We start from the raw sequence: 22,959 nt of genomic DNA, 5'->3' as shown, positions 1-22,959 counted from the left end.
ATCATAGTGGCGACACATACTATGGGCATGCCGAAGAAAAAAAGCGGCATCATGGACTGGCTAACGACAGTCGACCATAAAAAAATTGGTGTTCTCTACATCTTCTCAGGATTGTTCTTTCTCCTGGTAGGTGGAGTGGAAGCACTCATGATTCGTTATCAGCTGATCAAGCCGATGAACGATTTCGTCAGTGGGGAAGTTTTCAACCAACTGATCACGATGCACGGTACGACAATGATCTTCCTGGCAGCGATGCCGATGTTGATCGGATACATGAACGCGGCCGTGCCGCTTCAGATCGGAGCACGCGATGTCGCGTTCCCGTTCTTGAACGCACTCGGTTTCTGGCTCTTCTTCTTCGGTGGTCTTCTTTTGAACCTCTCATGGTTCATGGGAGCAGCACCGAACGCAGGGTGGACGGCATATGCGCCACTCTCGACTGTACCTGACGCGCTAGGGGTCGACTTCTATGCGCTCGGTCTTCAGATCTCAGGTTTCGGTACACTCATGGGGGGGATCAACTTCCTCGTCACGATTTTGAACATGCGCGCACCAGGCATGAAGCTGATGCGTATGCCGATGTTCACGTGGACGGCGTTCGTCGCTTCGGCGCTGATCGTCTTCGCATTCCCGCCGCTTACGGTCGGATTGTTCCTTCTTACGTTCGAACGCCTCTTCGGAGCTCATTTCTTCGATCCGGCAGCCGGCGGAAACATCGTCATTTGGGAACACCTCTTCTGGATCTTCGGACACCCGGAAGTTTACATCCTGATTTTGCCGGCATTCGGTATCTTCTCTGAAATCATTCCGACATTCGCACGCAAACGTCTCTTCGGTTATACGACGATGGTATTCGCGACGATGTTGATCGGTTTCCTCGGATTCATGGTTTGGGTCCACCACATGTTCACAGTCGGTCTCGGACCGGTCGCGAACGCGATCTTCGCGGTAGCGACGATGGCGATCGCCGTTCCTACGGGGGTCAAGATCTTCAACTGGCTCTTTACGCTCTGGGGCGGAAAGCTTACGTTCCCGGTCGCGATGCTTTACTCAGTCGCATTCATCCCATCGTTCCTGATCGGTGGTATGACAGGTGTCATGCTCTCTGTCGCACCTGCTGACTATCAGTACCACGACAGCTACTTCGTAGTAGCCCACTTCCACTACGTAATCGTAGGTGGGGTAGTATTCGGTCTCTTCGCAGGTCTTTACTACTGGTTCCCGCTCATGTTCGGGAAAAAGCTTCATGAGGGACTCGGTAAGATCCAGTTCTGGCTCTTCTTCATCGGTTTCCACTTGACGTTCTTCCCGCAGCACATCCTTGGTCTTACAGGGATGCCGCGTCGAGTATTCACGTACTTGCCTAACCAGGGCTGGGACATGATGAACTTGCTATCGACGATCGGAGCTGCCTTCATGGGTGTCTCGACGATCATCCTGCTCGTTCAACTCGTCATGGCACTGACTTCGAAAGAATACGTCAAGCGTGACGTTTGGGGAGATGGGCGTACGCTCGAGTGGACGCTTCCTGTCCCGACTCCTGAGTACAACTTCGCACAGACGCCGCTCGTCAAAGGACTGGATACGTTCTGGCTCGAGAAGATGGCCGGCAACACGACGGTCTCTGTCTCTGAACCTGTCGGCGATATCCACATGCCGAACAACTCGATCTTGCCGTTCGTCATGTCTGTCGGATTGTTCCTTGCCGGTCTCGGATTCATCCTTCGTCTCGACTATGGTACGGTCGGTCTCGTGATCGCGATTCTTGGACTCGCTACGACTCTTACGGCGATGTTCCTCCGTTCATGGATCGATGACCACGGATACTACATCCCGAAATCGGTCATCGAAGAAGACCTGCGCCTTGAAGCAGAAAAGGAGGCGAAGTAATTGGCACATGCAGTCGAAAAAAACCCGGTGACGGGAATTCCGACGAACCCGGAGAAAGCGACGCTCGAAGGTAAGAATAAGTACGTCGCGTTCTGGTTCTTCCTCGGAGGAGAGACGACGCTTTTCGCATCGCTCTTTGGAACATATATCGGTCTTTTGAACTCTGGTGCGAAGGAAGGCCTTCGCAGCTATGACATCTTCGAGATGGGTCTCGTCTTCATCATGACGATGCTCCTTCTGACAAGTTCGCTTACGAGCGTTCTCGCGATGATCGCGATGAAACGTAACGACGTCAAGAAGATGAAAATGTGGCTTATCATCACGCTTGCGCTCGGTCTCGGATTCCTTGCGGGTGAGATTTACGAGTTCAATCACTATTACCACATCGGACACACGTTCACTTCGAGTGCGTTCGGCTCTGCGTTCTATACGCTCGTCGGATTCCACGGAGCGCACGTACTGTTCGGTCTTCTCTGGATCTCTACGCTGCTCATCCGTAACTGGAACCGCGGCATCAACGAAGTCAACGCGCCGAAGTACTACATCTCAAGTCTTTACTGGCACTTCATCGACGTCGTCTGGGTCTTTATCTTCTCAGTCGTCTACCTCATGGGGATGGTGAAATAAGATGGAAAAACACGAACCGCAATTGACACGTAAACAGATGGAACTGGAAATGAAGGCTGACCATAGCCGTGAGATGCAAGTGCAACTGATCAGCTTCGCGCTGATGATCTTCCTCACATTGATCGCTTTCGGAGCGGTCATGGCTGAGCTCATGCCACGCTGGGCAGCGGGCGGGTTCCTCGTCATCATGGCGATCGTCCAAGTCTACCTCCAGCTCTACATGTTCATGCACATGAACAACAAAGGCAACACGTGGATCAAGGTCATGATGGGTCTCGGTATCTTCGTAGCCCTGACGATCGTCGCTACACTCCGCTTGTTGATCTGGTAAGAAATTGTGACCATTCTGCTAACGTTTAGCAGGATGGTCTTTTATTTTCCGATCGATTTCTTGGAATCCTTTACAAGAAATGAGGGGAACGGTAATCTTAGTTTGTAGGAATTAGGAACGGGGTGAACTTTCATGTTAGGAGATTTACAGGGGGTGCTCTCACAATTCGACTGGTACGTCTTGTGGAGTCCGTATTACGCATTGATGCTTGTTGCGATCTATGTCGGTTATGCCGTCTATACAGAAAAATTCAAGCCGATCGGTGAGGAGACGACGCTGTTCCAGAAGTTCAGCATGCTCGCTTCGCTGATCGTCTATTACATCGGGTTCGGCAGTCCGCTCGACGTCCTTGCCCACATCACGTTCTCGGCCCATATGCTGCAAATGGTGTTCGTCTACATGGTGGCACCGCCGCTTGCGATGCTCGCCATCCCGGGCTGGGTTTTCGAACGTCTCTTCCGTGTGCCGGTTTTCGGGAAACTGCTCGGCTTTTTCGTTTCACCATTGATCGCGCTCGTCTTGTTCAACTCGATCTTTACGTTCTATCACATGCCATTCATCTTCGACTATGTGTTGACGAACTATGGTGTCCACCGTGCCTTCCACGGAGCACTCATCCTCCTCAGCATGACGATGTGGTATCCGGTCATCGCGCCGGTCGATGAGAAGGACAGTCTGTCCGATCTGAAGAAGATGGTGTACATCGTCGCGAACGGTGTCCTGCTGACGCCTGCCTGTGCGTTCATGATCTTCAGTCAGAGTTTCCAGTACGAGGCGTACATGAACCCTGCGATGTTCGCTAAGGTGCTCGGTTATTGCATGCCGAACAACGATGTCTCAGGCCTCGACATCTCACGGATACTTGGGACGACACCGGACCTTCTTGAAGATCAGCGCTTCGGCGGTGTATTGATGAAGCTCGGACAGGAGATCGTCTACGGCCTGTTCTTCGGCCTGACTTTCTTCAAATGGGTGAAACGTACGAAAAGTTCGGCGATTGACGAAGGAATGTCATTCTCGCCGAAAGAGAATTGACTGGAGGAAGTATGATGAGTTATTTGCCATTGATTTGTGTCATCCTGATCGTCTTGAGTGCCATCTTCGTCGCCATCGGGTGGTCGTTGATCGCACAGACGCGGCGTAACATCCGTCCGCACATGTTCGCTATGAACACAGCGGCTGCGCTTGCGTTGCTCTTCTTCATCATGTATGCACTGCGGACTGTCCTGCTCGGTAACACGGCGTTCGGCGGTCCTGCGAGCGTCAAGCCGTATTACACCGGATTTTTGATTTTCCATATCATTCTGGCTGCCTCAGGCGGGGTGTTCGGTTTGATCGCACTCTTCCATGCCTATAAGAAAAACTTCGCCCGGCATCGCAAAATCGGCCCGAAGGCGTCCGTCATCTGGTTTTTGACGGCGATCACGGGAGTCGCGGTCTATTCGTTGCTGTACATCGTCTACGAACCGGGTGAGACGACGAACGTATTCCAGGCGATCTGGAACCACTAAGGGGGCACTCGCAATGAAACGAAACAGTTACATGACGGTGATTGCCGTCCTGGTCATCATAGCCGCGGCTGCATTCAGCTACTACTTCTTCTTCATGAAGGAGGAACTGCCTGTCATCGCCGAGCCGACGTCGTTCGAGTTGACGAATGCCGTCGACGGCAAGACGTTCGATTCAGACGACGGCAAGGTGAAGGTCCTGACGTTCTTCTATACGAACTGTCCAGACATCTGTCCGCTGACACTGAACGATTATCGCAAGCTCGAAAAGCAGTTGAAGGAAAAGGATCTGTATGCGACCGACGTCGAACTCGTCGCGATCACGGTCGACCCGAAAGTCGATACGGAGCCTGTCGTGAAGAAATACGCTTCCAACTTCGAGGCGAAAGCTGACGGATGGAAGGTGCTGACGGGGGACACGGTCGTCATCGATCGTTTGACGCGGCAGCTCAACTTCTACTATTCGAAGGCTGAGAGCGGTCTCGTGACACACGGGACGCAGATGTTCATTCTCGACCGGGACAATAAGGTCCGGGCCATCTCCTCGATGGCGAAGACTCCGGATGAGCCGGTCGACCTTGAAGAAGTGATGAACGCTGTCGAGCAACTGGCGAAGGAGTGAGGGAATGGGAATGAACTATGAAGCAAACGGTGAAGTGACGATTGCTGTACAAGCGATCGAGGAACTGCTTTTTTGTGCAGCGATAGAATTCGGGGCGGATCATCCGAAAATCAAACGGCTCGATGATGTGGCCTTCAGCATGAAGGTCTCTTTGCCGAATGAACGTCTCGGCGATTTCTACCGTTACGTCAAGGAGCAACTCGATCTTCAGCTCGGCGAGGGCGTCGTCGAGTATCTGCAACTGATCGCGAAATGAAGCTATTCTACTTCGAAGAGGCCGGTGTCCGAGAGGGCACCGGTTCTTTTTTATACAGTCGAACGAGAAGGACGCAAAAAAACCTGACCGCTTCTCTTCGAAGGGTCAGGTTGATAGACAAGACATTTTATTTCTCGAGCGTCTCGATGAGGCCTGCGAGGCGGCGTTCGCAATCTGCGACGATCTCGCTTGGGAACACTTCATCGTACTCGACGCCATGCGGGTAGTAGTGCTTCCCGAGGAGCGGCGTCATCATGCGAACGACTGCATGGCGGTCTTCGATCTCGCCTTGGATCGCGTAAACCGGGATACGGAGGTAGAAGACCTCACCTGTCGATTGTTTCTCATATTTCATGTCATACATGGCACGCTCGTAATCCCACTGCTGTTCGCGGACGAACCGGTGGTGCTCCATGATCGTCTCAAGGAGTCCGAAACGGATCTCTCTGCCTTCGATACCAAATTGTTCAAACTTCATGTCTGAATCCCCCTATACCCCAGTTTGCTAGCAACTTCGACTAGTCTTTCCTTACTATCATACCATAATGACTCTCCCGGTAGGAGAAAGTTGTGAATTCATTTTGAAGATTTCATGAACTTCCGTACTTTTTCTCGACATAGCGCTTGATCGTATCCGGCGCATGGATTCCGAGCTGATTCAATCCTTCCCCACCGAAGAAGACATTGAACTCGAGGAAGTAGATGTGACCGTCCCGGATGATCAGGTCGAAGCCGGCATGATCGATGTCGAGCTCGCGGGCGACTGCGAGAACGAGGTCGATCGCCTCCTGCGGCACGTTCTCGAAATCGAGGGTCCCTCCCTGCGCGACGTTATTCAAGAAGGCATCGCCTCCGACGCGCCAGTAGGCGGCGAGCACCTCGTCACCGACGACGACGACGCGCAGATCCCGGTCGTTTGCGATATACTCCTGCACATAGAACGTATCGTGAGCTTCCGTGTAGGCTTTCCAATCCGACTCGTTCTTGATCAATTTGACCCCTTGCCCCATCGAACTGCGGACGGTCTTCGCGACGAATGGGAACGGGAATTCCCGAAGGACGCGCTCGACTGTGAACTCGTTCTTGCCGTATATACCGGTGCGTGGTGTATGCTCAGGCACGACCGTCTGGAAGATGCGCGTCATCTCGATTTTGTCGTGTCCGAGATGGTAGGTCGCAGCCGAAGGGAAAATCGGTTTCTTCAGGCCGTAGATGATCGAATGAACCTGCCAGTATTCCGGGAACAGGACGACATCCGCCTGGCGTATTTTGTCGAGCGAATCGAAGTGATAGTCGGACTTGGCATGCTCCGTTCTGATGCCGATCGTCCGAAACATATTGAATGATAAAAATTGCATGGGCGTCATCCTTTCTAGCACAAATTATACACAAAATGCCGTGCTAGGAGGGAGGATAATGATATGGTATGATGTTTTCTGTAAGGGAGGGATTCGTTGTGATCTATTCGGATCAGACCATCAAAATCATCAATGCAGCGGAAGACCTCGTATCCGTGCTCGCAGAGAGCGAGCCAGGTCGATTCTATATAGAGACGAAGGCCGGTCAATCGAACTCGGAGGAGGCACAACGCCTGATTCGGGATTTCGCCTTCGTCAAGGACGAGTATGAGCTCGTCCAGCGGTTCGGACGGTATCATCCGGACTATCAGACCATCACGAAGAAGGTGCACGAGATCAAGCGTGCGCTCGACATGCAGGAAGACGTCGCGACGTTCAAACGGGCAGAGAAGCAGTTTGAACTGTTGCTTGGAAAGATCAGTCAGACGATTGCGGGAGAAGTCTCTCCTCAAATCAAAGTACCTACCGGCAACCCATTCTTCGACCAAGGCTGCGCAGGCGGCTGCTCGACAGGTGGAAGCTGCAGTTGCAGCGGCTGAGAAAGGAGTGTCTCGCATGATCAAGGACCGAATCGGATTGATCGTCTATGTGAACGCGCTCAAGGCATCCCGCCAATTGAGACGGTACGGGAACGTCTATTTCACTTCGAAACGGAAGAAGTATGTACTCGTCTATGTCGACCTCGATCAGGTCGATGAAAAGATTGCTGTGATCAGTGAGCTGCCGTTCGTCACGAAGATTGAACGGTCGGAACGGCCGTTCATCTCGGAGACGTTCGCGAACAAAAAGGGTAAGATAGCGGAAGAGGTATAACGAGAGAGCGATGAGGACATCCTCGTCGCTCTTTTTGAAAGGGTGGAGCAATGGATGCGTGTGATCTCAGGGGAAAGAAAAGGGACGAGACTGAAGGCGGTCCCGGGAACGAACACTCGTCCGACGACAGATAAGGTGAAGGAATCACTGTTCAACGTCATCGGACCGTACTTTGCTGGAGGAAAGGCACTCGACCTGTATGCAGGAAGCGGCGGACTCGGAATCGAGGCGTTGTCCCGCGGGTGTGAGGAAGCGATCTTCGTCGAGCAGCATTTCAAGGCCGTCAAGACGATTCAGGAGAATCTTGAGGCGACGAGGATGACGGAGCGCGGAAGGATCGTCAAAAAGGATGTCAATACCGCTCTCGGGGAACTTGTCTCCGACGGTCCTTTCAAACTGATTTTCCTCGATCCGCCATATGCGAAGGAACAGTTGGCGGAACAGGTAGCCTTCATCGAGAAGAACGGTCTGCTGACCGCTAACGGTGTCGTCGTGTGCGAGCATGGAACGGAGACGGTACTCCCTGACGTCGTAGGACGCCTGGAGGTGATTCGGCGACTTCGTTATTCGGATGTCGTCTCGATCACATTGTACGAATACGTCACAGAGGAGGATGCGCAATGAAACGCATCGCAGTTTGCCCAGGGAGTTTCGACCCGATCACGAATGGTCATTTGGATATCATCGAGAGGGCGACACCGATCTTCGACGAAGTGATCGTCGCCGTCTTGAACAATTCTTCGAAAAAGCCGTTGTTCTCGGTCGCTGAACGGATGGCACTCATCACGGAGGTGACCGAGCATCTTCCGAACGTACGTGTGGATTCATTCGACGGATTGCTCGTCGATTATGCGGCATCGGTAGGGGCGACGGCGATCGTCCGCGGTCTGCGTGCCGTATCGGATTTCGAGTACGAGATGCAGGTGGCTTCGATCAACAAGAAGATGAACGATCAGGTGGAAACGCTGTTCATGATGACGAACAACCAGTACTCGTTCCTCAGTTCTTCGATCGTCAAGGAGGCTGCGAAATACGGGGCTTCCGTCGCAGGACTCGTGCCGCCTGCCATCGAAGAGGCGCTGCGTGAGAAGTATGCGCAAGGAGAACTCCGATGAAGGCCTGGAAGCCCGTCCTCGCGGCGATAGTTGCTGCTCTGGTCGCGTTCTTCGTTCCGCTCCCGTACTACATCTCCTATCCGGGAGACGCCACGTCGATCGAGGACATCGTCACGGTCGAAAGCGGTGAGAAGGAGAAGGGGGAGCTATTCATGCTGACGGTCGCGCAGCGCAGGGCTACCCCTTACTTCCTCGTCGAGAGCTGGGTACGTCCCTTCACGGAGACGTCGAACGTCAGCGACTACCTCTATGACGGCGAGTCAGAGGCGCAATATGAGACCCGCCTTGAGCTTTACATGGAGGAGGCACAGCATGCAGCGACGATCGCAGGCTATGAACTGGCGAAGAAGGACGTCGAAATCGACTTTGAAGGCATCTATGTCTCAGCGGTCATCCCGAACGGTCCGGCTGCCGGAAAATTGAAGGCAGGTGACGTCATCACGAAACTCGAAGGCGAAGCGGTGACGACACTCTCCGATTTTCTTGATCAGGTGACGTCGAGGAAGGCGGGAGACGTCGTCGAGGTGTCGTTCAAGCGAGGTAAGGAGACGAAGAAGACTGACATCGCGGTCGGCCGTCTCGACCCGTCTTCGAAGCGGGTAGGGCTCGGTATCTATGAACCGATCGAGATGAAGGAAGTCAAGACGACTCCTGGCATCGAATTCGATCTTGAAGGGGTCGGCGGACCGTCTGCCGGAATGATGTTCACGCTTGAAATCTATGACCAGCTGACACCGGGAGATCTCGCGAAAGGGCACCTGATCGCAGGGACCGGCACGATCGAGGATGGCGGGAAGGTCGGACCGATCGGCGGCGCATGGCAGAAGGTCGCCGCTGCGGACGAAGCCGGAGCCGAGATCATGTTCGTTCCGTCCGGAGACAACTACAAGGAAGCTAAACCGTCGCTTAAGGAACTGGGGACGAGCATGAAGCTCATCCCGATCAAAACCGTTCAGGACGCGCTCGACTATCTCGAGTCGCTTCCTGTGAAATAAGGGATTTGACGATGCTCCTGCAGAGCGTCGAGACTCGCCAGGGGCAACGCGTAAGCGGCTGTCACCTGGCTTTCTTTCGTCAGCCACGGATGGGGCGTGAAGGTGCTCATGACATGAATGCGTTTCTTGATCGAGCGAAGCGCCGTCCTTCCGTCCCGGTTGAATGCGAGCGGACGGATGAAGTCGACTGAATCGAAGTCGACAGACTCGATTTCCTGTTTCGTCGTCTGCGTCATCAGATAGACGAGCGCGCGCTGAATGTGCGTGCGCGTATACCGCCGCGTCTTGACGGCGCTGACGAATTCCTCGAACGATCCGGATACGAGAGCAGCGTGCCGGAGTCGCGGGGCGAGCGAACTGTCGATATCGTTGATTTCCTCGAGACGCGTCTGTGGCGCTGTCAGGATGAGATTGCGGATGACCGGGTAGTACCGCTCGTAAGACGAAAGCTTGCCTATCTCAGCCGCCTGCCTCGTCGCTTCCGGAACGGCGAGCAGCTCACCAGTCTGCTGATGTCTCGCGCGGATCGCGGTCGCCGACATGATGTCCCCGATCGACAAATCATGGTAGCCGCTGCCGATCCGCTTCGTCGTATGCATCGTGATGTCTTGTGCAGCCCGTGCGTAGTAGTAGCCGAGCGTGTTGTTTGGAGTGGTCAGGTCTAGAACGTCCGTGCAGGCGGCGAAGGCGTCGCTCGCTGCCTTCGCGGAAGATTTTCCTTCCTTCAAGAAACGTCCGATCAGCTCGCGGTAGCGCACGGTGGATTCGACGTCGAGACGTGCTGCCTGTTCGAATGCCGCCGTCTCACCGCTCTCGCTTCCGAACGACAGGGTTTGCGCCCCGATCGTCTCTGCGATCGACACGCCGCCGGACGCGAAGCGGTCAGCCCGCTGGACGGCGAAATAGAACGGAAGCTCGATCACGAGATCGATGGCCCCGCTCGCGACAGCTGCCTTCGCACGGCTCCACTTGTCCAGGAAAGCGGGTTCGCCGCGCTGCATGAACGTCCCGCTCATGATTGCGACGACGACATCGGCACCGGTTTCCTTTCTCGCGACGCTTGCCTGGTAATGGTGTCCGTTGTGGAACGGATTGTATTCTGAAATGATTGCCGTCATCTGCATGAAACTTTCTCCTTTGCAAACCGATTTAAGTGCGGTAATATGGATGAAGACGTCCGAGAAGTGTTAGTTCTCTAGCGATTTCAGTGTAAAGAAAAAACATTGACAAAACAAGATGTCGTCTCTATAATTCATATTGTTGCAATTGAGGTGATTCGGATGAAATGGTCCCTGATGCAATTGCAAAAATTGCGTAATCTGGGTCAACTTAAGGTTGACGAGACGATCGAGCTTCCTGAGCTGGTCGCGCTCCATCCGGATATCCGGGCGGTGCAACCTGTGCATGTACGTGCTAATGCATCGTTTACATCGAATCAATTAATATTCAATCTCCGAATCACGGGCGAGATGACGCTTCCGGACTCCCGGACGCTTCGTGATGTCGCTTATCCGTTCGAGATTGAATCCATCGAGCCTTTCCTGCTCGAAGCGGGCGCTTCGCCGATTGATTCGGAGGAAATGAACGTACCGGACGGGAACACGGTCGATCTTCGACCGCTCGTGCAAGAATTGATCCTGCTGCATGTGCCAGTGCAAGTGCACGGGGATGAAGCAGGGGATCAACTGGTTCAAGGTGAAGGTTGGAACGTCATCTCTGAAGGCGAACCGGCTAAAGACGAAGAACCAAAAATCGACCCGCGTCTCGCGGGCCTCGCGCAGTTCTTCAAGAAGGATCAGGATTCCTGATTTCTTCGAGAGGAAGCGTATTTTTCCAAGGAGGTGGACAACGATGGCAGTACCATTCCGTAGAACGTCGAAAACGCGCAAACGTCTTCGCCGTACTCATTTCAAACTCCGTGTACCAGGTATGGTCGAGTGCCCAAACTGTGGTGAAATGAAACTTTCACACCGTGTTTGTAAGGCATGTGGATCATACAAAGGTAAAGAAGTTATCAGCAAGTAATCTTGCCGATGGGTATAAGAGCGGCCTGAAACCCGAGCAATCGGTTTTCAGGCCGCTTTTGTCGTACATACGAATTAAAATCATGCAGGGGGAGAGATGAATGAAAAGGATTGGAATCATCGGTGGCGGAGCAGTGGGTCTCTTGCTCGCTTCCTATCTCGCGGAGCGACATGACGTGACGCTCTACACGCGTAGCAAGACGGGGGCCGCCTTCGTCGAGCGCGACGGACGGACAGGGGACCGTCCTGTGCGTCTTGAGAAGATCGAACGGTTCAAGACGCCTGACTTGGTGTTCGTCGCCACAAAGTCGTATGATGTAACAGATGTGATTCCTTACTTAGAAAATATAGAGGTACCGGTCATCTTCCTCCAGAACGGGATGGGGCATATCGAGGCGGCAAGCCGTGTCAAACGGCCGATTTTTGCAGTCAATGAACACGGTGCGATGCGCGAGGGCGAATTTGGTGTCCTTCATACAGGAAAGGGACGTATTCGCTACGGCGATGAGCGAGTCGGTCTCGAGGAGCTCTCGCCTGAGCTCGCTTTCGAGTTCACGGCTCCGATTGCGCCAGTGATGATCGCGAAGTTATTCATCAACGCAGTCGTCAACCCGATCACTGCCGTCCATGGCGTACGAAACGGTGAAATCCTCACTTCACCCGGGCTGCTCGAAGATGCGATGGGGGTTTACAGGGAGATGTGTTTGCTCTTCCCGGAAGCGGATGTCGACTTCGAGACGATCCGCGGAGTGATCGAGCGTACAGCCCAGAATCGTTCCTCGATGCTTGAAGATGTCAGCAAAGGACGCCGGACTGAAATCGAGCCGATCGTCGGTTTTGCGCTTGCGCACGGGGAAGAGAAGGCGCCGCTTCTTCGTCGCTATTACGAGGAAGTCAAAAGGCGGGAGGAGCGTTGAATGCCATGAACGGTTTGGTCTTGTTCGTCATGTTTCCGTATCTCAGTCTCGGTTTGTTCTACCTCGCCTTTTGGTTGCTGACCAAAAAACGGGGGAAGGCGATGCGCCTTGCGCTCGACTTCTCGACGATCGTCGTTCTCTATGCGATTCATGTCGCCCTGGTAGCCCTCACCGGCAGATCTCATCTTGGCTGGCTGATCATTGCCGTCCTGCTCGTTTTTCCGCTTAATGCGATATGGCAGCGGGCAAGGGCACTTGAAGTCGACTACCGGGAGATGCTCAGACACAGTTGGCGTATCGTTTTCTTGATTGCCATGCCGGTGCAACTCATTCTTTTAGGAATCGGAATTCGGCAACTATTCATCAGTTGAGAAAGAGGGATTTTGTTTGAAAGCACAACCAATCCCTTCCCTGTATGAGGAAGGGTCGCTCATGCTAACAGCGAACACGGCGGCATTCCAGCCTTTCGCAGACCATATCGGGACGGACGGCTTGCGCGAACGCGATGCCCTCGTCAGTGCACGTGACTATCCGCATCTGCCGGCCCTCGTCGACGTATTGCGGGAGATGAATCCGAATTTGTCGGAAGAACTTCGATTGAAACTTGATAAACTTGCGTCAGGCGAGGCGAAGGTCGTCGTTACGGGTCAACAGACGGGAATCCTCGGCGGACCGCTTTATGCCACATATAAGCTTTTGACCTGCCTGAAGTATGCGAAAGAAGCGGAGGAGACATTGGCGACGCCAGTCATTCCGATCTTCTGGCTCGCGACGGAGGACCATGATTTCGATGAAATCAACCATTTGATCGTCCCGACGAACGACTATCATAGCCGGAAGGTGGCGATTGCGCCGGCTGATGGCGTACAGCGCTCAGTCTCTCGTCACGCGTTCGACCGGGATGCCGTCCGTTCGGTCGTGATCGAGGCATTATTGTCGGAGACTGAGACGGCCTATACGAAGTCGCTCATCGAGACGGTCGAGCGCTGGATTAAAGAGAGCGACGATTACGGGTCGTTCTTCTCAAGGATGTTCGGAGAGCTGACGGGGCACGAAGTCGTCTTCTTTGACGCCGATCACAAGCTGGCACGCCGGATCGAGGTACCGTTTTTCGAGCGGTTGATCAGCGAAAATGAGGCTGTCCGGGATGCGCTCAAACGTGGGATCGATAAGGCTTCGGACCTGCCTGATACACAGCTGAACGACGAGGCGGCACATATCTTCCTTGAAGTGACGGGACGGGAACTGCTTTATCCGCTTTCAGGCGAAGGGTTCGAAACGAAGCAGGGGCACCGCTTCACCGAAACGGAGCTGCTCGAGCTCGTCGGCAAGCAACCCGAGCGCTTCTCGAACAGTGTCGTGACACGTCCGCTCATGCAGGACTTCCTCTTTCCGACGCTTGCCTATGTAGGCGGGCCGGGAGAAATCGCATACTGGGCGCGTCTGCGCCCGATCTTCCATCATTTCGACTGGACGATGCCGCTGCTCGTCCCACGGATGGGCGCGCTCCTGTTGCGCGGGCAGGATGAAAAACGTTTGAAGCAATACGGTCTCGAACTTGATACCGTCCTTGTTGACGGCGTCCCGATGCCGAAGTACGACAGGCTCGAGACTGAGGCGGCACTTCGTAACGTCGAGGTGCTTGAGCAGGCACTTCTCAAGGAACTCGAACTGGTGGAGTCCCGCTTTCTGAATGAACGTCACGTGACCGAACAGCTCTCGAAACAGATTCGCAGATCAAAGGATGCAATCAACGAGGGAAGGGAGCGAAAGTTCTATCGCGCACAACAAGCGAGAAGAGTGCTCAACTATCATCTTCTCCCTGACGGAATGCCTCAAGAACGCATCCATACCCTGCTGCCGTGGTTGAATCATTACGGTCTCGACCTCGTACGGGACATGAGAGCAGCATATGAGACGACGGAGCATGAACAATTGAAATTTCTTGTCTAAACCTGCTGAAATATGCAGGTTTTTTAATTTATACGGCGAAACTAGCAACAATAACCATGGAACCGGGCGAAACTGTCTAATTTTCGTAACGTTTTCAGAAGAATTTATGATACATTGAAAAAGAGTATCGTCCATACAGGACAGTGAAAGGTGAGGCAACACATGTTTGAGCACGAAACGGTATTGAAATGGGAATCAATCGAAGGACTGAACATCCGACCAGACGGCATTTACGTCGACTGTACACTTGGCGGTGCAGGGCATAGCGAAGAAATCGTCAAGCTCTTGACGACAGGCCATCTTTACGCGTTCGATCAGGACGACGTCGCTTTGGCACACGCAGAAGAACGACTTGCTCCTTATGCCGGCCGTTTCACGCTGATCAAGAGCAATTTCGCTTACTTGAAGCAGGAACTGAATGCGCGCGGCATCACGAGGGTCGACGGCATCCTGTTCGACCTCGGTGTCTCTTCGCCACAGCTCGATGAAGGGGAGCGCGGCTTCAGCTACAATCATGACGCACGTCTCGACATGCGGATGGATCAATCTTCACCGCTGTCTGCATATGAGGTCGTCAACGAATGGGACTACAATGATCTCGTACGGATCTTCTTTACATACGGGGAAGAAAAGTTTTCGAAACAGATCGCAAGAAAGATCGAACGGGCGCGGGAGACGCATCCGATCGAGACGACATTCGAACTCGTCGAGCTGATCAAGGACGCGATTCCGGCTGCTGCGAGGAGAAAAGGCGGTCATCCTGCGAAACGGACGTTCCAAGCAATCCGGATTGCAGTCAATGATGAACTGAACGTCTTCGACCGGGCAGTCCATCAGGCGATCGACATGCTCGCAGTCGGCGGACGCCTCTGCGTCATCACATTCCACTCACTCGAGGACCGGATGTGCAAGCAGGCCTTCAAGGAGAAGTCTTCCTTACCGGAATTGCCGCCAGGACTCCCGATGATCCCGAAAGAGTTCGAACCGGAACTTCGTCTCGTGACGAGAAAGCCGATCACGGCAACCGTCGGAGAACTCGATGAGAACCGAAGAGCACGCTCTGCGAAACTGCGGATCGTTGAAAAAATGAAAGAGAGCTGAAAGGAGAATTCATATGGCAGAGCCACTTCGCCAACCCGTCCAACCGGCCGTCCGGCCTCAAAGTAAACCTGATACGTCACGAGAGATCATTCAACGTGTCGCTGTTCGACCGAAGTACCGACTTTATCCGTTCGAGAAGGTGCTGTACGGTGCGATGATCGCTGGCCTTGTCCTTTTCGGCAGTGCGACGATCGGCGCGCATAACGATGCCTATAACACGAGCCGGGATCTCGCGAAGCAGGACGCGCTGACTGCATCGATTGAAAAAGAGAACGAACGCCTTCAGCTCGAGGTCACGAACTTGAGCTCTCCGGAACGGATTTACAAAATCGCAAAAGAGCAAGGTCTCGACATGCGTAAAGGGAACGTCAAGGTGATTTCAAAATGAATCCAGTCAGAATAGCCCGTTCGAGAGCAACCATAGTCAGATGGTTATTTGTTGCTCTCTTTTTTGCATTTGCCATATGGTTTTTCAAGCTTGCCGTGACGAAGGAGTTCCATGGTGAAGACATGATTACATATGCGGAACGGAAACGTTGGGAGGCGCAAGCATCGCTTCCTGCTGAACGCGGGGAGATCTTCGACCGGCTGGGCTCGCCGATTGCGATCAACGTCCCTTCCTACCGGCTTGTCGCGATCTATCGGCTCGGGGACAAGCAGGATCCGAAACAGACCGTGATCGACTTCAAACGGACGGCACAGGAGCTTGCTCCTGTCATCGGGATGGAGTCGAAGGAACTCGAGACGTACCTCATCGAGAACAAGGACCGGGCGCAAGTCGAGTTCGGGAAGAAGGGGAACGACCTGACGCTCGATCAGAAGAAGAAGATCGATGCGTTGAAACTTCCCGGTATCCGATTGATCGAGGAGCCGAAACGCTACTATCCGAATGGTGTATTCCTTTCGGACACGCTCGGTTTCGTCCAGAAGCTGACGGATGATGTCGGCCGGATTCGTCTCGAAGGCCAGATGGGCATCGAGAAGCAATATGATGAGGCGATGCAGGAATCCTATGGTGCACGCTTCTTCGAAAAGGACGTCGCCGGCGGACAACTCGTCCAAGGCGGTCAGGGCATCACGAAGGAACCGCAGGACGGGACGGATCTCTATTTGACGATCGATCACCGTATCCAGCAAGCGCTCGAGATGGAAATGCAGAAGATGTACAAGGAATATAAACCGAAGAACGCCACGGCCGTCGTGATGGATGCGAAAACAGGGGATATCCTGGCGATGACGGACCGTCCGTCGTTCGACCCGAACAAGCGTAACATGAAGGACTTCACGAACTTCGCCGTCTCGTCGCGCTTCGAACCGGGTTCGACGATGAAGATCTTCACCCTCGCAGCCGCGATCGATGCAGGCGTGTTCGAAGGAAGCAAGACCTACAAGTCCGGCAGCTATAACTACAAAGGAACCGTCATCAAGGACCATAACTACGTCGGCTGGGGAACCATTCCGATGATCGAGGGCGTCTGGCGCTCATCAAACGTCATGTTCTCGATTCTGACTGCGGAACAACTCGGCATCGACCGCTATAAAGAATACTATAAGAAGTTTCATTTCGACCAACGAACGGGAATAGACATCTCTGGTGAAGTAAACAGCCAGTCTGATCTATCGAAGTCGCTCAACGCCGTCATCACCTCATGGGGCCAATCGACGGCCGTGACACCGATGCAGCTCCTGCAGGCAGCTACAGCGATCGCAGGTGACGGAGAGATGGTCAAGCCGCACATCATCAAGAAGGCGGATCACGTCGACAAGGCGCCTTATAAGGCTGAAACGACCGTCGTCGGCAAACCGATCTCGGCGGAGGCGGCGAAAGCGACGCGTGACGCGCTCGACGGTGTCGTCAACGGTAAGAAAGGGACAGGTCAGATGTATAAGCTCGATGACTACCGCGTCATCGGGAAGACGGGCACTGCTCAGATCTCCGAGAACGGTAAGTACATCGAAGGGAAGTTCATCCACTCCTTCCTCGGGATGGCGCCGAAGGACGATCCCGAGTTGATCATGTACATCGCCGTCGATCGCCCGAAAAAGCTCGAATCCTCGAGCTCAGGTCCGGTCATCATGAGCCCCGTCTTCAAAAGCGTGATGAACACGGCGCTTCAGTACCGGAGCATCAAACCTGACACGCAGGAGGATTCAGTCGACCTCGAGGCGAAGGTCACGCCGAGCTACATCGGTGAGACGGCTGGCGCCGCGAAAGAACTGGCTGAGAAAAACGACGCCGTTCCTCTCGTGCTCGGGGACGGGGTGCAGGTCGTCTCGCAGATTCCGGCACGCGGACAGGAGTTCGTCAGCGGTGAACGAGTGATGCTGAAGACGGCCTCGACGTTCAAGATGCCGGACTTGACGGGCTGGTCCCAGCGAGATGTCAAGAAGCTGGTCAGCCTCTATGACTTGAAGCTCGACGTCATCGGTAAGGGTTTTGTAACCAAACAATCGGCACGAGCTGGTACAATTGTGAAAGAAAATGGTAAGCTCACGGTTGAACTTGCCGAACCGAAAGAGTGACAGAAACGATGGAAATGAAAGTTTCCTGATTCAGATCGAGAGACGGGGACGAACAGGAGTCATTCGTTGACTTTTGCATCGTCCTCTTTGTCTGTCGAAAGACTGGGGGGAGAAGAATGGCAATCACGATTTCTAAGGTGGCAGAATGGCTCGGACTTGAAGTGGAGGACGAGCGAATCCTGCAGAACTTCGCGACGGATTCCCGGGCGGAGCTGCAAAATGGGCTTTACATTCCTGTCAAAGGCGCGCGCGTCGACGGACATGACTTCGTCGGCGGTGCAGTCGAAGGGGGCGCGATCGCGGCGCTTTGGAAGAAAGGGAACGCTGTGCCGGAAGGCCTCGTCGTCCTTGAGGTGGAGGATACAGTGAAGGCGCTCCAATACATCGCGAAACGATATCTCGAGGAGATTGATCCGAAGGTCGTCGCAATCACCGGCTCGAACGGCAAGACGTCGACGAAGGATATGGTGGAGAGCGTCTTGGCTGAACGCTACAAGACGCACAAGACGAAAGGGAACTTCAATTCGGACATCGGTTTGCCGCTGACCGTCCTTCATATGCCGGAAGAGACGGATGTCGCCGTCCTTGAGATGGGGATGAGCGGTTTCGGTGATATCGCGTTCTTGTCTGAGCTCGCCGAGCCGGACATCGCCCTCGTGACGAACATCGGCGAGTCTCATGCGGAACACGTCGGCGGCCGCCAAGGCATCGCGAAGGCGAAGCTTGAGATCAAGCAAGGGCTCAAACCGAACGGCCTGTTGATCGTTGACGGAGATGAGCCGCTCCTTGAGGGGGTCAAGGCGCTCCGCGTCGGATACAACAGTGACTGTGACCGGGTCATCGAGATCGAGGAAGCCTCCTTCAATGGGACACGGTTCCTTTATGCCGGAAAGCGATTCGCGATCCCGGTGCTCGGTCCTCATCAGGTGCGAAATGCGGTCTATGCGATCGAATGCGGACTCGCGCTTGGTCTGTCAGAGAAACAGATCCAGCAGGGGCTAGACCATGTCCACCTGACACCGATGCGGATGGAACGATTGTTCGTCGGAGAGACGGCAGTCATCAACGATGCATACAATGCAAGTCCTACTTCGATGATCGCAGCGGTCGGGACGCTCAAGCTACTTGACGGCTATCCGAACAAAGTTGCGGTCCTTGGAGACATGTATGAACTCGGCGAAAATGAACGGCAGTTGCATGCATCTGTCGGTGCATACATCTCCCTTCCGATCACCCATGCGATCCTCGTCGGAGAAAAAGGACGCTGGATCGGCGAAGGGATCTCGGATCCGTCGGTCTCGGTCGAGTATGCACAGACGATCGAGGACGCAGAAAAACTGTTATCGCCACTCATGCATGAAAAGACGGTCGTACTGCTGAAGGCTTCACGTGGAATGGCGCTCGAAAAATTGCTAGAACAACTCAATTCTTAAAAGAAGGTGCACTTTAATGACAACTGCAATCATCATGGCGGCAATCGCCATCCTTACCGTCGTCCTCGTCATGCCGAGGATGATCCCGTTCCTGCATCAGCTGAAGTTCGGACAGGAAATTCGTGAAGAAGGACCGGAATGGCACCAGGTGAAATCAGGGACTCCGACGATGGGTGGAATCGTCATCCTGCTCGCGATGGGCGTATCACTGATCGGCGCGCTCGTGCTCGGCGACATGACGACGGGCCATATCGCGCTCCTGTTCTTGACGCTCGCTTACGGGGCAATCGGTTTCGTTGACGACTATATCAAGGTCGTCAAGAAACGCAACCTCGGTCTCAACTCGAAACAGAAATTGCTCGGTCAGATCGTCATCGGTCTCCTGTTCATCTGGTTGAGCGGAGGATTTAGCGGAAGCGCGACGTATCTCGCCATTCCATTCACAGACCTTTCGCTCGACTTCGGCGTATTCTATCCGCTGATCGCCCTGTTTTGGCTCGTCGGATTCTCGAACGCCGTCAACTTGACGGACGGACTTGATGGACTCGTCTCATTCACGGCGATCCCGACGTTCCTGTTCTTCGGTCTCTACAGCCTGATCATCGCCGAAGAACCGGGTGCTGCACTATTCGCCTTCTCTGCGGTCGGCGCTCTGATCGGCTTCCTGTTCTTCAACGCACACCCTGCGAAGATTTTCATGGGAGACACTGGTTCGCTCGCACTCGGCGCTGCACTTGCAGGTCTTTCGATCATGTTGAAGCTTGAATTGATCCTCGTCTTGATCGGAATCGTCTTCGTCGTCGAGACCCTGTCTGTCATCCTCCAGGTCATCTCGTTCAAGACGACAGGAAAACGTATCTTCAAGATGAGCCCGATCCACCATCACTTCGAGATGGTGGGATGGAGTGAATGGCGCATCGTCGGAACGTTCGCAGGCATCAGCCTCGCGATGGCGTTGATCGTCTACGTCCTGATTTAAAAAACTACCAGAATACGAAAGTGAGCGGATCATGATGGAAACTATCGATTTGGCGGGGAAACGCGTCCTCGTCCTTGGGACAGCGAAGAGCGGCATTGCAGCCGCGCGCCATTTAAAGGGACTCGGAGCGGTCGTGACGGTCAACGACGGGCGCCTGCCTTCCAAAGAGGACCAGGAAACGCTCCGCGCGCTTGGCGTCAAGACCGTCTATGAAAGCCATCCGGCTTCGTTGCTCGATGAGGCGGAACTGATCGTCAAGAACCCAGGCATCCCCTATAGCATTCCGATCCTCGAGGAGGCAGTGAAACGCGGTATTCCTGTATGGACAGAGGTCGAACTCGCCTTCCACGCTACGGAGGCAGACTGGATCGCCATTACCGGATCGAACGGGAAGACGACGACGACGACGCTCGTCCACGAACTGATGAAGGGCGGGGACCGACATGTCCACCTGGCCGGAAATATCGGCTTTCCGGCCGTCGAAGTCGCGGCGAATGCGAAGAAGGGAGATGTCATCGTGATCGAGCTCTCGAGCTTCCAGCTGATGGGGATGGACTCGTTCCGGCCTCTCTCTGCCGCATTCCTGAACCTGTCCCCGGCTCATCTCGACTATCATGGTGACTTCGAGCAATATGGAGAGGCGAAGGCACGTATTTTCCGCAACATGGAACCGACTGACCGGCTCGTCGTAAACGGCAAGGATGAAACGGTGATGCGTCTGTCTGAATCTGCAAAGGCTGAACGCGTCACGTTCACTCGTGACCAGACGGGATACGCTCATCTCGAAGATGGCATGGTGATGCTCGGCAACGAACAGATTCTGCCTGTACATGAGATAGCGCTTGGAGGCGGACACAACCACGAGAACGTCCTCGCGGCTCTTGCGCTCGTCGAACCGTTCGCGCTACCGATCGGGCATATCAGGCAAGTCCTCCGCACGTTTGGCGGTGTCGCTCACCGGACGGAATACGTCGGGGAGTTCAGCGGGAGAAAAGTCTACAATGATTCGAAGGCGACGAACAACGTCGCGGCCGAAGCGGCTCTGTCCGGATTCACTTCACCGATCGTCTGGATCTGTGGAGGACTCGAACGCGGAGCCGACCTTTCTCCGCTCCTTCAAGCGATGGATCATGTAAAGGTCGTCATCGGAATGGGAGAGACAGCTGAACGGTTCGCCGGACTGGCTAAGAAGAAAGGGATTCCGGGCGTCGTCGTCTCGACGATGGAAGAGGCGGTTCAATCGGCCTTTGAACATTCTGATGCAGGAGATATCATTCTTCTCTCACCGGCTTCGGCCAGCTGGGATCAGTACAAGACGTACGAGGAACGAGGCGAGCATTTCGTCCGTCTCGTCAAGGAGGAAGATCATTCATGAGAATCGTCGTATCAGGAGGCGGGACGGGAGGGCATATCTACCCGGCGCTCGCCATGATTCGTGAACTCGAGGGCAGAATACCGTGTGAAGTCCTCTACATCGGAACCGAAAACGGACTGGAGGCGGACATCGTCCGTCGTGCCGGCATTCCGTTCGAGTCGATCGAAATCTCAGGAATCCGCCGCTCCCTGTCCTTCGAGAACGTCAAAACAGGTATTCGCTTCGTCAAGAGCGTCCTCCGTGTCCGAAAGTTGCTCAAGGCCTTTCGTCCGGACGTCGTCGTCGGAACAGGCGGGTTCGTTTGCGGACCTGTACTTTACACGGCGGCGAAGATGGGATATCCGACGCTCGTCCATGAACAGAACAGTTTGCCGGGGATCACGAACAAGTTCCTCGCGCGATACGTCGATCGTGTCGCCCTCTCGTTCAAAGGGTCTGGTCATCACTTCGGGAAGAACGAAGGAAAGACTGTCCTGATCGGGAACCCGCGAGGCTCCGAAGTGGCAGAACTGGAAATCGATCCCGTACAGGAAAAAGCGAAATACGGATTCTCGGAGGACCGCCCGCTCATCGTCGTCTACGGCGGCAGCCGGGGCGCTTCTCCGATCAACGATGCAGTCATCGAGATGATTCCGCTGCTCAAGGAGCTAGACGTCTCCCTGCTGTTCGTCACGGGCCAAGTTCATTTCGACGACGTGGAACGGACGCTTAAGGATTTACCGGAACGGTTCCAGCTCCGGCCGTTCGTCTACGATCTGCCGAAAATCCTCAAAGCGAGCGATCTCGTCATCTCGCGCTCCGGGGCGAGCACTTTAGCGGAACTTACGACTCTCGGTCTTCCGAGCATTCTGATCCCGAGTCCGTATGTTACCGAAAATCATCAGGAAGTCAACGCGTCGTCGCTCGTCGAGGCAGGGGCGAGCATTCTCGTCCGCGAAAAGGAACTGACGGGGAAGTCGCTGTTCGATGCGACCGCGCGTGCCTTGTCCGACAAGGAAGCGATGAGCAGGGCTGCTTTGTCACTCGGATTGCCGGATGCCGCGAGCCGTTTGGTGGACGAATTGCTTAAAATTTCAAGAAACGCGTCAAAGCACTAAACTGTTCGACGATTCGACCGATAAAGGACTGAAGAATGTAAG

Annotated in this window: 27 protein-coding genes; 24 read left to right on the top strand and 3 right to left on the bottom strand. The window is 54.2% G+C overall.

What is annotated here, in order from left to right; translation table 11 throughout:
- The first annotated feature begins 21 nt into the window (after positions 1-21).
- From ctaD to DFG60_RS07750, 7 genes are all read left to right on the top strand, one after another.
- Positions 22-1,890: a cytochrome c oxidase subunit I gene (ctaD, locus tag DFG60_RS07780; protein WP_198661566.1), complete on the top strand. Its 1,869-nt coding sequence runs from the start codon at positions 22-24 to the stop codon at positions 1,888-1,890.
- Entirely contained in the window at positions 1,891-2,517 is a 627-nt protein-coding gene (locus tag DFG60_RS07775; RefSeq protein ID WP_114571183.1) for a cytochrome (ubi)quinol oxidase subunit III, read from the top strand.
- Position 2,518: 1 nt separating this feature from the next.
- The gene (locus DFG60_RS07770) at positions 2,519-2,848 is read left to right on the top strand and encodes a cytochrome C oxidase subunit IV family protein (protein ID WP_114571182.1); all 330 of its coding nucleotides are present in this window, start codon (positions 2,519-2,521) and stop codon (positions 2,846-2,848) included.
- 132 nt (positions 2,849-2,980) lie between these two features.
- Complete coding sequence (locus DFG60_RS07765) at positions 2,981-3,883, top strand: cytochrome c oxidase assembly protein (RefSeq protein WP_114571181.1); 903 nt, start codon at positions 2,981-2,983, stop codon at positions 3,881-3,883.
- 14 nt (positions 3,884-3,897) lie between these two features.
- The gene (locus DFG60_RS07760) at positions 3,898-4,359 is read left to right on the top strand and encodes a DUF420 domain-containing protein (protein WP_114571180.1); all 462 of its coding nucleotides are present in this window, start codon (positions 3,898-3,900) and stop codon (positions 4,357-4,359) included.
- 13 nt (positions 4,360-4,372) lie between these two features.
- Positions 4,373-4,978, top strand: a complete 606-nt coding sequence (locus tag DFG60_RS07755; RefSeq protein ID WP_114571179.1) for an SCO family protein — start codon at positions 4,373-4,375, stop codon at positions 4,976-4,978.
- Positions 4,979-4,982: 4 nt separating this feature from the next.
- On the top strand, positions 4,983-5,234 hold the full coding sequence (locus DFG60_RS07750) for a hypothetical protein (protein WP_114571178.1): 252 nt from the start codon (positions 4,983-4,985) through the stop codon (positions 5,232-5,234).
- A gap of 127 nt (positions 5,235-5,361) precedes the next feature.
- Here DFG60_RS07750 and DFG60_RS07745 read toward each other — a convergent pair whose 3' ends face one another.
- Both DFG60_RS07745 and DFG60_RS07740 read right to left on the bottom strand, forming a co-directional pair.
- Positions 5,362-5,712: a YugN family protein gene (locus DFG60_RS07745; protein WP_114571177.1), complete on the bottom strand. Its 351-nt coding sequence runs from the start codon at positions 5,710-5,712 to the stop codon at positions 5,362-5,364.
- A gap of 112 nt (positions 5,713-5,824) precedes the next feature.
- Complete coding sequence (locus DFG60_RS07740; protein ID WP_114571176.1) at positions 5,825-6,601, bottom strand: ATP-grasp domain-containing protein; 777 nt, start codon at positions 6,599-6,601, stop codon at positions 5,825-5,827.
- 89 nt (positions 6,602-6,690) lie between these two features.
- Here DFG60_RS07740 and DFG60_RS07735 point away from each other — a divergent pair, with 89 nt between their 5' ends.
- The 5 genes from DFG60_RS07735 to DFG60_RS07715 are packed head-to-tail and all read left to right on the top strand — an operon-like array spanning position 6,691 to position 9,515.
- Positions 6,691-7,131: a YlbF family regulator gene (locus DFG60_RS07735; protein WP_114571175.1), complete on the top strand. Its 441-nt coding sequence runs from the start codon at positions 6,691-6,693 to the stop codon at positions 7,129-7,131.
- A 16-nt stretch (positions 7,132-7,147) separates the two neighbouring features.
- Positions 7,148-7,405 carry a YlbG family protein gene (locus DFG60_RS07730; protein WP_114571174.1) on the top strand — a complete coding sequence of 86 codons (258 nt, stop codon included), beginning with the start codon at positions 7,148-7,150 and terminating at the stop codon, positions 7,403-7,405.
- Between the two features lie 54 nt (positions 7,406-7,459).
- Positions 7,460-8,029: a 16S rRNA (guanine(966)-N(2))-methyltransferase RsmD gene (rsmD, locus tag DFG60_RS07725; protein ID WP_114571173.1), complete on the top strand. Its 570-nt coding sequence runs from the start codon at positions 7,460-7,462 to the stop codon at positions 8,027-8,029.
- Positions 8,026-8,520 carry a pantetheine-phosphate adenylyltransferase gene (gene coaD / locus DFG60_RS07720; protein WP_114571172.1) on the top strand — a complete coding sequence of 165 codons (495 nt, stop codon included), beginning with the start codon at positions 8,026-8,028 and terminating at the stop codon, positions 8,518-8,520. The genes rsmD and coaD overlap by 4 nt, the downstream gene beginning before the upstream one ends.
- Entirely contained in the window at positions 8,517-9,515 is a 999-nt protein-coding gene (locus DFG60_RS07715; RefSeq protein WP_114571171.1) for a SepM family pheromone-processing serine protease, read from the top strand. Before coaD ends, DFG60_RS07715 begins: the two co-directional genes overlap by 4 nt.
- Here the strand turns inward: DFG60_RS07715 and DFG60_RS07710 are convergent.
- Positions 9,488-10,639: a tRNA(Met) cytidine acetate ligase gene (locus DFG60_RS07710; protein WP_114571170.1), complete on the bottom strand. Its 1,152-nt coding sequence runs from the start codon at positions 10,637-10,639 to the stop codon at positions 9,488-9,490. The genes DFG60_RS07715 and DFG60_RS07710 overlap by 28 nt on opposite strands.
- A gap of 156 nt (positions 10,640-10,795) precedes the next feature.
- Here DFG60_RS07710 and DFG60_RS07705 point away from each other — a divergent pair, with 156 nt between their 5' ends.
- From DFG60_RS07705 to murG, 12 genes are all read left to right on the top strand, one after another.
- Positions 10,796-11,323, top strand: a complete 528-nt coding sequence (locus DFG60_RS07705; RefSeq protein WP_114571169.1) for a YceD family protein — start codon at positions 10,796-10,798, stop codon at positions 11,321-11,323.
- Positions 11,324-11,366: 43 nt separating this feature from the next.
- Complete coding sequence (rpmF, locus tag DFG60_RS07700) at positions 11,367-11,540, top strand: 50S ribosomal protein L32 (RefSeq protein ID WP_114571168.1); 174 nt, start codon at positions 11,367-11,369, stop codon at positions 11,538-11,540.
- A gap of 100 nt (positions 11,541-11,640) precedes the next feature.
- Entirely contained in the window at positions 11,641-12,456 is an 816-nt protein-coding gene (locus DFG60_RS07695) for a ketopantoate reductase family protein (RefSeq protein WP_114571167.1), read from the top strand.
- Positions 12,457-12,461: 5 nt separating this feature from the next.
- A complete protein-coding gene (locus tag DFG60_RS07690) occupies positions 12,462-12,827 on the top strand; it encodes a DUF3397 domain-containing protein (RefSeq protein ID WP_232818664.1) in 366 nt (121 codons plus the stop codon).
- Positions 12,828-12,888: 61 nt separating this feature from the next.
- Positions 12,889-14,409 (top strand): bacillithiol biosynthesis cysteine-adding enzyme BshC, encoded by a 1,521-nt coding sequence (gene bshC, locus DFG60_RS07685; protein WP_114571240.1) that lies wholly within the window; start codon positions 12,889-12,891, stop codon positions 14,407-14,409.
- 162 nt (positions 14,410-14,571) lie between these two features.
- The gene (rsmH, locus tag DFG60_RS07680) at positions 14,572-15,510 is read left to right on the top strand and encodes a 16S rRNA (cytosine(1402)-N(4))-methyltransferase RsmH (protein ID WP_114571166.1); all 939 of its coding nucleotides are present in this window, start codon (positions 14,572-14,574) and stop codon (positions 15,508-15,510) included.
- Positions 15,511-15,523: 13 nt separating this feature from the next.
- Positions 15,524-15,898: a cell division protein FtsL gene (ftsL, locus tag DFG60_RS07675; protein WP_114571165.1), complete on the top strand. Its 375-nt coding sequence runs from the start codon at positions 15,524-15,526 to the stop codon at positions 15,896-15,898.
- A 122-nt stretch (positions 15,899-16,020) separates the two neighbouring features.
- A complete protein-coding gene (locus tag DFG60_RS07670) occupies positions 16,021-18,033 on the top strand; it encodes a penicillin-binding protein (RefSeq protein ID WP_232818663.1) in 2,013 nt (670 codons plus the stop codon).
- Between the two features lie 116 nt (positions 18,034-18,149).
- The gene (locus tag DFG60_RS07665) at positions 18,150-19,466 is read left to right on the top strand and encodes a UDP-N-acetylmuramoyl-tripeptide--D-alanyl-D-alanine ligase (RefSeq protein WP_114571163.1); all 1,317 of its coding nucleotides are present in this window, start codon (positions 18,150-18,152) and stop codon (positions 19,464-19,466) included.
- 16 nt (positions 19,467-19,482) lie between these two features.
- Entirely contained in the window at positions 19,483-20,445 is a 963-nt protein-coding gene (gene mraY, locus DFG60_RS07660) for a phospho-N-acetylmuramoyl-pentapeptide-transferase (protein WP_114571162.1), read from the top strand.
- Positions 20,446-20,476: 31 nt separating this feature from the next.
- Positions 20,477-21,820: a UDP-N-acetylmuramoyl-L-alanine--D-glutamate ligase gene (gene murD / locus DFG60_RS07655; RefSeq protein WP_114571161.1), complete on the top strand. Its 1,344-nt coding sequence runs from the start codon at positions 20,477-20,479 to the stop codon at positions 21,818-21,820.
- Positions 21,817-22,917, top strand: coding sequence for an undecaprenyldiphospho-muramoylpentapeptide beta-N-acetylglucosaminyltransferase (murG, locus tag DFG60_RS07650; RefSeq protein WP_114571160.1), 1,101 nt, complete (start codon positions 21,817-21,819; stop codon positions 22,915-22,917). The genes murD and murG overlap by 4 nt, the downstream gene beginning before the upstream one ends.
- The last annotated feature ends 42 nt before the right edge of the window (positions 22,918-22,959 follow it).

Source organism: Exiguobacterium flavidum, from assembly GCF_003344535.1.
Taxonomy (GTDB): Bacteria; Bacillota; Bacilli; order Exiguobacteriales; family Exiguobacteriaceae; genus Exiguobacterium_A; species Exiguobacterium_A flavidum.
Note: the sequence above shows the minus strand (reverse complement) of the source record. Positions and strands in the feature narration are given on the sequence as shown.